Source organism: Pseudomonas sp. NFR02 (assembly GCF_900119375.1).
Lineage (GTDB): Bacteria > Pseudomonadota > Gammaproteobacteria > Pseudomonadales > Pseudomonadaceae > Aquipseudomonas > Aquipseudomonas paracarnis.
The window spans coordinates 1019898-1031304 of sequence record NZ_FPJJ01000001.1 but is presented as its reverse complement, the minus strand read 5'-3'; the positions used below and the strand labels follow the sequence as shown (position 1 = coordinate 1031304).

Annotated in this window: 9 protein-coding genes; 4 read left to right on the top strand and 5 right to left on the bottom strand. The window is 63.5% G+C overall.

What is annotated here, in order from left to right; all coding sequences use genetic code 11:
- Positions 1-31: 31 nt before the first annotated feature.
- The 3 genes from BT199_RS04900 to BT199_RS04890 all read right to left on the bottom strand — a co-directional run bounded on the left by BT199_RS04900 (position 32) and on the right by BT199_RS04890 (position 4047).
- Positions 32-2926 (bottom strand): RHS repeat-associated core domain-containing protein, encoded by a 2895-nt coding sequence (locus BT199_RS04900; RefSeq protein ID WP_072434040.1) that lies wholly within the window; start codon positions 2924-2926, stop codon positions 32-34.
- Between the two features lie 129 nt (positions 2927-3055).
- Complete coding sequence (locus BT199_RS04895; RefSeq protein WP_014718802.1) at positions 3056-3601, bottom strand: putative natural product biosynthesis protein; 546 nt, start codon at positions 3599-3601, stop codon at positions 3056-3058.
- 62 nt (positions 3602-3663) lie between these two features.
- Positions 3664-4047, bottom strand: coding sequence for a DUF2946 domain-containing protein (locus BT199_RS04890; RefSeq protein WP_003191740.1), 384 nt, complete (start codon positions 4045-4047; stop codon positions 3664-3666).
- A gap of 181 nt (positions 4048-4228) precedes the next feature.
- Between BT199_RS04890 and BT199_RS04885 the strand changes: the two genes are divergently transcribed.
- Positions 4229-4837, top strand: a complete 609-nt coding sequence (locus BT199_RS04885; RefSeq protein ID WP_003191741.1) for an SCO family protein — start codon at positions 4229-4231, stop codon at positions 4835-4837.
- Entirely contained in the window at positions 4837-5319 is a 483-nt protein-coding gene (locus BT199_RS04880; protein WP_014718803.1) for a copper chaperone PCu(A)C, read from the top strand. The genes BT199_RS04885 and BT199_RS04880 overlap by 1 nt, the downstream gene beginning before the upstream one ends.
- Before the next feature lie 255 nt (positions 5320-5574).
- Here BT199_RS04880 and BT199_RS04875 read toward each other — a convergent pair whose 3' ends face one another.
- Positions 5575-6483 carry a LysR family transcriptional regulator gene (locus tag BT199_RS04875; protein WP_014718804.1) on the bottom strand — a complete coding sequence of 303 codons (909 nt, stop codon included), beginning with the start codon at positions 6481-6483 and terminating at the stop codon, positions 5575-5577.
- Positions 6484-6688: 205 nt separating this feature from the next.
- Here BT199_RS04875 and BT199_RS04870 point away from each other — a divergent pair, with 205 nt between their 5' ends.
- A complete protein-coding gene (locus BT199_RS04870; RefSeq protein WP_014718805.1) occupies positions 6689-7087 on the top strand; it encodes a helix-turn-helix domain-containing protein in 399 nt (132 codons plus the stop codon).
- Positions 7088-7145: 58 nt separating this feature from the next.
- Positions 7146-9908, top strand: a complete 2763-nt coding sequence (locus BT199_RS04865; RefSeq protein WP_014718806.1) for an ATP-binding protein — start codon at positions 7146-7148, stop codon at positions 9906-9908.
- On the opposite strand, the gene BT199_RS04860 is transcribed toward BT199_RS04865, so the two are convergent.
- Positions 9855-11357 (bottom strand): ATP-binding protein, encoded by a 1503-nt coding sequence (locus BT199_RS04860; protein ID WP_014718807.1) that lies wholly within the window; start codon positions 11355-11357, stop codon positions 9855-9857. The genes BT199_RS04865 and BT199_RS04860 overlap by 54 nt on opposite strands.
- Positions 11358-11407 lie beyond the last annotated feature (50 nt).

Sequence of the window (11407 nt, the reverse complement as noted above, 5' to 3'; positions counted from 1 at the left end):
GCCCGTGCTCTTTGGGCTGACGTTAAGCGTATTAACGGCGGTGAGGGTTCATCACCCTGACCGCCCGATAATTGAGCCCGCTGATGTGCTGAATCATCACTCGATAGGCGCCACGACCGCGCTGCCCGCGATAGCCCGGCAAGTCAAAACTACGGACATTCTGCCCGCCCGCCATGGCATGCCCGGTATGAAAGTCCAGGGTGCGGGCTTCCAGGCGGTTGATCACATTCCTGATAATCCCTCCCCCTACGCCACGCAGCTCATTGAGAACAGGCTCAACGTCAATCACGAGTCGCTCAGGTTCCAGCCCGGAGGAAGGTCCTGAGCTTACCGGTGGCGCGGCGGGCTCTTCAGAAGCGGAGCCTCGGCGACCCACGCTCGTGACCCTGGTTTGCGGTTGTACTTCGGTGTGGGTCAGCCCAGCCGCAGGAAGCGGGCCGGCGCCCACCTTGCGTGCCGGGGCACGAAGTTCTATCCCGACAAACCCCAACCTCGCAAGCGTAAAACTAGGGTTACGCTCCGTTTGTGAGGCTATTTCAGCCTGCTCCCGGTGCTCGGTGGGCCCAATGTACCCATAGAGCCCGCCCCGCGCTGCCGGCGTCAGTCCGTAGGACAGGCGCTTAGTGTCTGCGGTGGCCAGTCGGTGTTCCAGGAAAAAGTCCGCCAACTCGCTGACTTCATGTTCGGTAGCGCCATGCCGATGGCCCAGCTCTTGCGCACCGGCCAATGCGGACTGCGCATAAAACGCTCTGCGCCGAACTTCAGTAGTGCTGAGCCGTTGATGCGCGTAAAAGGCGACACCCACCACTCCTGAAATCAGCCCAAAGTAAGCCAGCTCAACCCTGTATCCAACCTCTATACCAATCCCATGCCCGATCAACAACACCAGGAGCAGAACCGTCACCACCTCCAGCATCGAGCGGCGCTGCAAACCGTCTTCGTCTACATAACCCATGGGGTTGTTCCCCACCATCGTATACAGGTTCAACCCATCCACATCCCCCGCCGGGTCAGCGCTGATCCACCGCAACAACCACGGCGCGTAGTACCTGAAGCCGTAGTAATACAACCCGCTGGCGTCGCGCTCCTTGCCCGAATAACGTCGGGTTTTATAGTTCGCCTCCAAGGCGCTTTTTGCCGCCCACCAGGCGGTTGCGCCGAAAGGGTAATAACTTTCCTGGCTCAACAGGCCGGCTGCCTCGTCCAGCTCCAGGGTGCCGCTGCCCAAATGGTCGTCGAGGCTGAACCGCAGTTGCTCGTCCCGCATCTCCTCGGGGCGCTGCTGCTCCCACTGCAGCGCTCTGACCGAATGGCGCCCGCCCGGAGCGAGCACCACGTTCAACCACTCGCCATCCGGCCCGTGGCGATGCAGCTCCAGCCCTGGCAGATAAAGCACTTCATGGGTGTGAGTCTGCGTCTTGCCATGTGCCACGCGACGCTTGATGACTCGCTGGCCGGCGCCGTCGTACAGATACACCTCATCGTCATGTTCGCCATTGTCACGCAACACCTGCGCGACGCGAACCAACTGGTTGCGCCCATTCCAGGTCAATGCCTGACCAGGCGCCAGAGCCTGGAGATTGCCACGTTGGTCAAAGCCGTTACCCAGGCCCGGCGCCTTTGCGCCCTCGCGGGCAATCACGCTGTGATTACTGTGTTCGCCCACCTGCATCCGTTGGGTATAACCGCTGCCGGTGCTGGGCACATGGCGCATCTGCGTCAGATTACCGGCCGAGTCGTAGGCATAGTGGCGGGTGTAGCTGCCCCAGAGACTGTCGTCTGTGGCGCCGAACGTGATTCGGCCCGGCAGTGCGGATGCGCCAGTATTGCGCGCGTTTTCACGGCCAGTGGCCTTGATCAATCGCGACAGGCTGTCGTATTCGAATGTGCTTACTGCCTCCACCTGCACGTTGCTGGCCCAGCGGGTCGGCTGCGCCGCATCGCGGATGCGCAACACATTGCCGACCCGGTCGTAGCTATAGAAGAGGTCTTGCAGGCGCTTGCCTGCCGAATCCTTGAGGTGGGCGCTCAAGCGTGTCAAACGTCCATGGGTGTCCGAATACTCGGCAACGCTGACCACGCCATTACCCAGGCGTTCGCTCAACACCTGGCCCGAGGCGTTGACGCTGCGTTGATCCACCAGGGTCTTGCGCGCTCCGCTTTTGAACAGAATCTCGCTTTTCGTCAATTGGCCGTCGACACCGTATTGAGATTGCTGGCGATTGCCGCGCGCGTCGACCTGCTCCAGACGTTGCCCCAGCGCATCGTGCTGCCAAGTGGTGGTGAAGGTCTGGGCTTGCAACTGTGCATCCCGCTCACTCATGGGCAGCGGCCAGTCGGGCGCGGTGTGCGACGTGCAAAGGCGCCGGGTTTGCTCGGTGATGTTGCCTTGCACGTCGTAGCGCTCAACGAGCAAAGTGCCTGCCGGGTCATCGTGACGAATCATGCGCCCACAACGATTGCGCGCCGCCTCCGTAGACGTCATGCCCGCGTAGCTCATGCGCTCGACACAGCGTTCAACCGCCACCTCCTCCGTGCGCTCGAATACCGCCACGGGGCGCAGCAACGGGTCGTATTCGAACCGCTGGCGCGTGCCTCGACTGTCCCACTGTTGCACGACCTGGCCGCCACTGCCGAGCAAGCGCGTCTGACGGCCCGCATCCACGCTGTCGGTGCTCAGCACTTGCCCGCCCAAACTATAACGATGAGACAGATTGGGCGGCACGTCGGGGTCGGCAGCGTGCAACTCAAACAACCTGGGGTCCCACTGTTGCTGCAACAGGCCGCGAGCGTCGAACACCTGCCGCGTGACCTGCGCGGTGGGTGATTGCTGCGCGGTATTGCGAGGGTACGCCACGCTGCGCACGGCCAACCCTCGCGGGTCGACCACCGTCAGCGTGGGCGTGTTGTGATGCAAAGAAGACATAACCTGATGACCTGAAAACCAAAGAAGCCTAGAGCCTAGTCATCAAGTCGGTGCCAGCCTGCGGGCCCCGCACGCTGCGCCGTGTGCGGCGCTTCCGAGGGTGTCGTGAGGCTTACCGGACGCGGCGCTTCATGGCACGGGCAGCCAACCGCTGAAAGCGCCTTGGGCATCCAGCGGGCACCAGGCAAAATCCCAGGCGGGCGGCGGCAATGCCGGTCGCGGCGCGGCTATCGAAGGGTGATGCTTCCAGTCGAACAGCGTGCAATCGCGCCAGCTCAGGACAATGCCTGCCGACGGGCTGTCGTCCGTCAGCACCCAGCGCGCAGCAGCGGCGGCCATGAAGGCTTCGATCGGTTCCTCATCAATCTGTGTGCGGTACGCCGAACTCAGCAACCAGCGGCATACGTTCAGATGGTAGGTCCAGTCCAGCGGCGGCTGGTTGCGATAGGCCCAGGTCATGAAGGCGCGAAACAGGTTCAAGCCCTCCGGTGGGTCGAGCTTGAGCAACGCCGGACAGATGTCGAACAAGGTATGCCAGTGAGGCAGCAGGCGTGCATCCAGGTGCACGAAGCAGCGCGAATTACTCGGGTAATCAGGCAGCGCCGGTTGCGCACGCAGGCGCCGCGACGCCTTACTGACCAGGCGGCTGGCGCCGGCAGGCAATTGAGGGTTCATAGCGTGTTCTCACAATCGTGACGAGAGAATGCCTCCTGGTCACAGGAAGCCCAAGGCACACGTCAGGATGCGGGAGAAGCGCGGGGGTTGGCCGAGGGCCAGGAATAGCGCGGAGGCGCCTTGTTGCGCCGCTCATGGGCGACACGTGGGGTTTGCGTAAGACCGAGCAGCCAGGCCAGGCCGATCAGGAACACCAGGGCGACGGTAACCGCGTTGCACACCGGGCAGGCAAAGTAGTTCGAGATGTTGCTGGAAGACGGGTTTGCCAACCCTTTGTCGGAAATGGGCGACTGCCCGCCGTCCACCGAACAGAACAGCCCGCCGATGCCGTTGAGCTGCTGCCCCATCATCTGGCCATGCCCCAAACCGCAGGCGAACAGGTTCATCAGCACGCAGAAGTACAGGGCCCAGGCGATCAGTGAGCGGTCAGAGTGGCGCAATTTCATGGCGGCGACTCTACCACCGAAGCCATAAAAGGACGAAATGCGCCGCGCCCCTGTGGCAGAACGTCGCAGATTACGCGCACCGGCCAGGGTTGCTAGACTCTGTCCCCTTCTCGTTACTCCTTTTCAAAGCCTGGCGGAGCAGCTCCACGGCCCTACAGGCGTTTCACAGGATGCACAGTTGATGAGTACGTTATTCACCCGCCGCAAAGTGCTGACCGGCATGGGCCTATTGGGCCTGGGCAGCCTGCTGGGCGGCTGTGACTACAGCCCCAAGCTGAACTTCAAGTACGGCAAGGACCTCAGTGACAAGATCATGGGCCGTACCTTCAAGCTCAAGAACACCGACGGCGAAACCGTCACCCTGAGCTCGTACCGCGGCCTGATGCCGGTGGTGTTCTTCGGCTTCACCCAGTGCCCGGCCGTCTGCCCGACCGCCCTGGCCCGCGCCGCCCAAGCCAAGAAACTGATGGGCCGCGATGGCAAGATCATGCAGGTGGTGTTTATCACCCTGGACCCCGAGCGCGACACCCCCGAGATTCTCAACAATTACGTCAAGGCCTTCGACCCCAGCTTCGAAGCGCTCTACGGCACCCCGGAAGAAATCGCCGTGGCCGCCAAGGAGTTCGGGATCTTTTATGAAAAGATCCCCGCCGGCGACACCTATACCCTCTCCCACACCGCCACCAGTTTCGTGTTCGACACCCGTGGCAACCTGCGCCTTGGCTTGCAGGCATCCCTTACCGCTCAAGAGTGCGCAGAAGATCTGCTCACCGTCATGGAGGTCTGCTAATGACTGCCGTTCAACACCTCAAGCGTCTCACCCTCGGCCTCACCCTGCTGGGCCTCGCCGCCCACGCCAGCGCCCAAGTACAAGTAACCGACGCCTGGGTACGCGCTTCCGTACCCGGCCAGCCTTCCAGCGGCGCCTTCATGACCCTCACCGCCGACAGCGACAGCAAACTGCTGAGCGTCGCCTCGCCGGTCGCCAAAGACGTACAGATTCATGAGATGAGCATGAAGGACGACGTGATGCGCATGGGCCCAGTGGACTCGGTGGCCCTGCCTGCCGGCAAAACCGTCAAGCTCGACCCGAACGGCTACCACGTGATGCTGATGGGCCTGACCGGCCAGATCAAGGAAGGCGACCAGGTACCGCTGACCCTGACGGTGCAAGATGCCAAGGGGGAAAAGCAGGCTGTCGAAGTGAAAGCGACAGCCCGTGGGTTGGATGGCATGGACCATAGCAAAATGGACCATAGCAAGATGCATTGAGTAGGCGATTAAACCTACGGCCTTTTCTCCCGCGTAAGCGAGCTGCTTTTGAGCTTGATCTCAGGCGCCCCGTTAAACCACGCTGGCCGAACGCAGGCGGGGAGCCGAGTGGTGGGGGCATGTACTCGGTATAACTGTGTCGACCATCAGGCCGCCTTCGCGGGCAAGCCCGCTCCCACAAGGACTTCGTCTGGCGCTGATTCTGCGGGCAGTACATAGCCCTGTGAGGTGTCAGGTGGAGAGGAGTCAGCTCCATCACACGTCCCGCGCCATATGCTCCGCAATCCTGCCCCTCAACCAACGCTCCGCCGGGTCGTTGTCATGCACCCCGCTCCACACCATCGACAGCTCCGCCGCATCAATCGCAAACGGCGGGTCCTCGGCGCGCAGGCGTGTGCCTTCGGTCAATGCGCACGCGGCGTAATCGGGCACGGTCGCGATAATCTGCGTCCCCGCCAGCAACGCCCGCAACCCACTGAACTGCGGCACCGCCAGCACCACCCGACGCGAGCGGCCGATGCGGGCCAGGTCCAGGTCGATATTGCCGCTCAGGTCGCCAGAGAACGACACCATCGCATGGGGCCTTGCGCAGTAATCATCCAGGGTCAGCGGCGCCTCGCCGTCATCCCCGCGCAGGACCTTGCAGGGGATATCGCGCAGCTTCTTGCGCTTGGCATTGGCCGGCAGGTCGGTGGTGTAGCTGACCCCCACGGAAATTTCTCCGCTGGCCAGCAGCGAAGGCATCAACAGGTAATTGGCCCGGCGCACCACCACAATGATGCCCGGCGCTTCTTCGCGCAGGCGGCTGAGTAACGACGGAAACAGCCCGAACTCCGCATCATCGGACAAACCGATGCGAAACACCGCGCAGCTGGTGGAGGGGTCGAAATCCTTGGCACGGCTGACGGCGCCCGAGATGGTGTCCATGGCCGGTTGCAGCTCCTTGAGTATCGCCAGTGCACGCGCCGTGGGTTCCATGGCACGGCCGTTGCGCAGCAGCAACGGGTCATCGAACAAATCGCGCAAGCGGCCCAATGCAGCGCTCACTGCCGGTTGGCCGATAAACAGTTTTTCGGCGACCCGGGTCAGGTTTTTCTCGAACATCAAGGCTTCGAAAATCACCAGCAGGTTCATATCGACGCGGCGCAGATCGTTGCGGTTCATGGGTGCTATCCAAACGTTTTCCAGAGGGCCAGGGAAGCATGCACTGCACGCCTGGGATTGCATAGCTGTGCTGTCTTTTCCAGCACCGCACCTGGCGAAATTAACAACGATTAACTCGTCAGCCAGGCACTCGGGCAACAAGATAAAGCGCGTCTACACTGCACCCATCCACCGGGAACGTTCCCATCGACTGCGGATATTTGTCATGGCCCGACTCGAGCAATATGCCCCCCGGTTATCTCCCACCGGCGGCCTGTGCCCCCGGCGTGAGCGTATCGCCAAGCAACTGATCCTCGCCAACCTCGGCGAAAGCCTGGCGATTGCCGACCTGGCCCAGGCCTGCGCCTTGTCGCGCAGCCATTTTTCCCGCGCCTTCAAGTGCACCACCGGGCTGTCGCCCCAGGAATGGATTCGCCAGCAACGCATCCAGCGCGCCAAGGAATTGATTACCGGCTCGTCCCTGAGCCTCACGCAGATCAGCCTGGAATGTGGCTTTTGCGACCAGGCGCACTTTTGCCATATGTTCACCCGCAGCGAAGGCGTCAACCCGATGACCTGGCGAAACCACCACTCGCGTAGCAAACCTGATGTGATCGCTGCCTAGTGGTCTGCACGTACCTGGAATATGCTGGCCGCTTCCTTCCTCCAGAACCTGGGCAGCCATGAATGACTTGAGCGACCAGGCCGTGCATTTCGGCCCCTACCGCATCCACCCGCGCCAACGCCTGGTGCTTGAGGCCGGCCGGCCGCTGCGCCTGGGGCGGCGGGCGGTGGACATTCTGCTGATCCTGCTGGAGCACGCCGGCAATGTGGTGAGCAAACAGGAGTTGATCGCGCGGGTCTGGCCCAAAAGCGTGGTGGAAGACGGCAACCTGCGGGTGCACATGGCGGCGTTGCGCAAGGCACTGGGGGACGGCCAGGCCGGGCAGCGTTATATCGTCACGGTCGCCCAGCGCGGCTACAGTTTTGTTGCGCCACTGAGCATCGAACCCATGACGCTGCCCACCGACGGCGCGCCCCAACGCCCCAGCCATAACCTGCCCTTGCGCCGCACACGCATGATCGGCCGCCAAGCGCTGATCGACGCCCTGGTACAACAACTGCCGCAGCAACGCTTCATCACGCTGACCGGCGCCGGTGGCATCGGCAAGACCACCGTCGCCCTGCGCGTCGCGGAATTGCTGATTGGGCATTACCGCGACGGTATTCACCTGCTGGACCTGGCGCCGCTCAGTGCAGCGTCCATGATCCTGCCCAACCTGGCCGCCCTGCTCGGCCTGACGCCGGGCGAGAATGCGTCCCTGGCCAGCCTCGCCCGCAACCTGCAGGCACGCCAGATGCTGCTGGTGATCGACAACTGCGAGCACCTGCTCGACGACATTGCCCTCATCAGTGAAACCCTGTTGCGCCATGCACCGCACCTGCACATCCTCACCACCAGCCGCGAAGCCCTGCGCGCCGAAGGTGAGCATGTGCAGCGCCTTGAACCGCTGGCCTGCCCGCCCGCCACCGGCAACCGCGCCCAGGCCCTGGGTTACCCGGCCATGCAATTGCTGATCGAGCGCGCCATGTCCCACCAGGAAAGCTTTGCCCTCAGCGACGCTGAACTGCCCCTGGCGATTGATATCTGCCAGCGCCTGGACGGCATTCCCCTGGCGATAGAACTGGTGGCCGCGCAAATCGAACGGTTTGGCTTGCCGGGCCTGCTGGTGCAGATGGAAGACAACTTTCGCCTGCTGACCCGTGGGCGACGCAGTGCCCTGCCTCGCCAGCAGACCCTGCGCGCCACGCTCGATTGGAGCTTTGACCTGCTCACCGCGTGCGAACAAATCTGCCTGCGCCGCCTGGCGGTCTTTCGTGGCGGCTTCAGCCTGGCCAGCGCAGCGGCGGTAATCGCCGGAGAGCAGGTGGCCCCCGCCGAAGTGCTGGGCTCGATTACGCAACTGGTGGCCAAGTCGTTGTTGAATGTGGAGGCCAGCGATGACGAGATGGTCTATCGCCTGCTCGACATCACCCGCACCTATGCCCTGGAAAAGCTCAGCCAAGCCTGCGAGCTGCATGCCACGCGAGAGCGCCACGCCGCCCGCTGCCTGGCACTGATGGAACAGGCCCAGGGCGATTGGGATTTGATCGCCACACAGCCGTGGATCGACCGTTACGCACCGCTGCGCGAAGACGTGCGTGCCGCCCTCGACTGGGGCTTTGCCGAGGGCGGTGCGCAGTTGCTGGCTATCCGCCTGACGGTCAGCGCGATGCCGCTGTGGCAAGAATTGTCGTTGCTGCGTGAGCACGGCGGCTATGTGGACCAGGCGCTGGCGCTGATCGGCCAGGTCAGCGCGCCCTGCACGCAATTGACCCTGCAACTGCAATTGGCGCTGGGCAGCCTCTCCTATCACGCCATGGGCGCTGCGCCTCGGACCATCGCGGCGTTTGAGGGGGCTGCGCGCCTGGCCGAGATGCACCAGGACCGTGCAGGCCAGTTGCGCGCGGTCTCCGGGCTGATGGCGGTGAACCTGTGCGCCGGGCGCTATGGCCCTGCGCAGGAGCTGAGCCTGCAGTTCGATCGCCTGGACCCACGCACCGAGCCGTTGCTGGACCTGAGCGCCCAGCGGCTGCGTGCGCTGGGCCAGCATTACACCGGGAACCAGGCTCTTGCCAGGCACCACGCCGAGCAGGTGCTGCAGCGTATGTCCCAAAGTGGTCACGTGAACCGCTTTGCCCTCGGGGTTGGCGTGCAATACGACCAGAGCGTCGCCTCCTTGACCGTGCTGGCGCGAATCCTGTGGTTACAGGGTTTTCCCGAGCGCGCCTGGCGCACCGCCAGCCAGGCGCTGGAGCTTGCGCTACAGATCAACCACGGCACCTCGATCTGCTACACCCTGGCCCTGGCTGGAGTGGTGATCGCCCGCTACAACGGCGCCGAAGACGACGCCCAAGCCCTGCAAAGGCTGTTGCTGGAGCAGTCGCACAAGCATTCTGTGCAGTTGTTCCAGACCTGGGCCGGGCATTACGCCGGTATTCTTGGCCAACCGGATTGGCAGGGCCTGGGCCTGATCCAAGACACCTTGATCACCTTCGGCACCCATGCTGTGGATGTGCCAACCCTGGAACGCGCGCGCAGTGGCGCTGCGGGCTGGTGCGCCCCGGAGATTCTGCGGGTGTACGCCTTGCAGCTAGAGGATGAGCACGCCGCGCAAACCCTGCTGCTGGAGGCGCTGGGCCTGGCGCACCAGCAAGGCGCTCTGGCCTGGGAGCTACGCTGCGGCGCATCCCTGGCGCTACTGTGGCAACAGCAAGGGCGCATTCAGCTCGCCAGGGACTTGCTCAGTTCAATCCATGCACGCTTCAGCGAAGGCTTCGCCACCCGGGATCTACTGCGCGTGCGCTGCCTGCTCGACGAGTTGCAGGACAAGCGGCCGGCCTGAGAACGCGCCCAGGCAAGGCGCATAGCCTTGTTGCAAACGCTCGACCTGGCGCGGGTCCCGCAGTTGCCCCAAGGCGTAGCTGCGCACGCAGTTGAGCAGGCGATAGCGCGGCGGGCCCAGGCCGGGCTCGACATTCAGCAGCGAGACGTTGACCAGGCGCGCCAGCAGGTAAGACAGGTCGGCATGTTCGAGCTCGGTACCGGCCACCAGGTCACTCAGGGTGGGTAAGGTGACTGCCATCTTGAACAGACTCAATTGCAGAAACAGCCAGCACTGCGGCAGGCTCAAGCGCTCGTAGCTCCAATCCAGGGCCGCGGTCAGTGATCGATGGCGCGCCACCGCCGTGCGGCGCCCACGGGCCAGCACTTGCAAGCCCGTGCGTACTTGCATCTGCACACCGCCGATGCCTAACGCATCCACCTGGGCCGCCGCCAATTCCAGGGCCAACGGCAGGCCATCCAGGCGCCGACACAGGTCGCGCAGCGGCGCCACATCCTGAGGCCGCAAATCAAACCCCTGCTGATTGGCACGCGCGCGCGCCACAAACAGTTGCACCGCAGGACAGGCCATCGCCTGTTCGACATTGGCCGACGGCGCCGGCATCGCCAGCCGAGGCACGCGCACCACCCACTCGCCAGGGGCCAACAAGGCTTCACGACTGGTGATCAGCACGCTGATGCCAGGCGCCATCTCACGCAGCGCACGCAGTAGCTGTCGACACGCGCCCAGCAGCAGGTCGGCGCCATCGAGTATCAGCAGTAACTGACGCGATGCCAGACGCCGGCCCAGTTCGTTGAGGCTGGCGGGCGCCGAATGCAACAGCAAGACCCTGGCCAGGTTATCGAGCAGCTCGCTTGGCGCTTGCACAGCGGCCATATCGACCCACCATACGCCGTCGCGATAACGCGGCAATACCCGCTCGGCCAGGGCCAGGGCCAGCGTGCTCTTGCCAATGCCGGCCACACCGGTGAGGGTCAGCAACCGCTGCGCGGCCAACCGTCGCGCCAGCACGCCCACCAGTTCATCACGCCCCCACACCGGGCTGAGCCGTGCAGCCAGGTTGTGCTGAGGCAGCAGCGTCGGCAGCGCGTCCTGCGCAGGCGCAGCGAAGCAGTAACCGCGCTGGGGGTGATTGAGGATCCAGCGTTGGCCGTCCAGCGCACGACGCAGCGCGGCGATGTGCACGCGCAGGTTGCTGTCCTCGACGACGCTGTTGGGCCACACCCGTTCGATCAAGGTCGCCTTGCTGATGAAGTGCCCGGGCGCTTCAAGCAGTACCGCGAGAATATCCAAGGCTCGCCCGCCCAGCGGCACCGGCCAACCCGCCTTGCTGACCAGGCGCTGCTGCCGATGAAAGGTGTAGGGGCCAAAGCTCACCGCCGTACCATTTTGCATGTCCGTCACAGCGCTGAAACACCCGTGCTTGAGTGCCTGCGCATCCTTTTCCATGGGCTCGACGCTATCTTGCCAGTTGGCGATGACAGGACAATGCTGGCACG

Coding starts and splice junctions, on each gene's coding strand:
- BT199_RS04900 (WP_072434040.1), bottom strand. CDS start 2,926: ATGTCTTCTTTGCATCACAACACGCCCACGCTGACGGTGGTCGACCCG.
- BT199_RS04895 (WP_014718802.1), bottom strand. CDS start 3,601: ATGAACCCTCAATTGCCTGCCGGCGCCAGCCGCCTGGTCAGTAAGGCG.
- BT199_RS04890 (WP_003191740.1), bottom strand. CDS start 4,047: ATGAAATTGCGCCACTCTGACCGCTCACTGATCGCCTGGGCCCTGTAC.
- BT199_RS04885 (WP_003191741.1), top strand. CDS start 4,229: ATGAGTACGTTATTCACCCGCCGCAAAGTGCTGACCGGCATGGGCCTA.
- BT199_RS04880 (WP_014718803.1), top strand. CDS start 4,837: ATGACTGCCGTTCAACACCTCAAGCGTCTCACCCTCGGCCTCACCCTG.
- BT199_RS04875 (WP_014718804.1), bottom strand. CDS start 6,483: ATGAACCGCAACGATCTGCGCCGCGTCGATATGAACCTGCTGGTGATT.
- BT199_RS04870 (WP_014718805.1), top strand. CDS start 6,689: ATGGCCCGACTCGAGCAATATGCCCCCCGGTTATCTCCCACCGGCGGC.
- BT199_RS04865 (WP_014718806.1), top strand. CDS start 7,146: ATGAATGACTTGAGCGACCAGGCCGTGCATTTCGGCCCCTACCGCATC.
- BT199_RS04860 (WP_014718807.1), bottom strand. CDS start 11,357: ATGGAAAAGGATGCGCAGGCACTCAAGCACGGGTGTTTCAGCGCTGTG.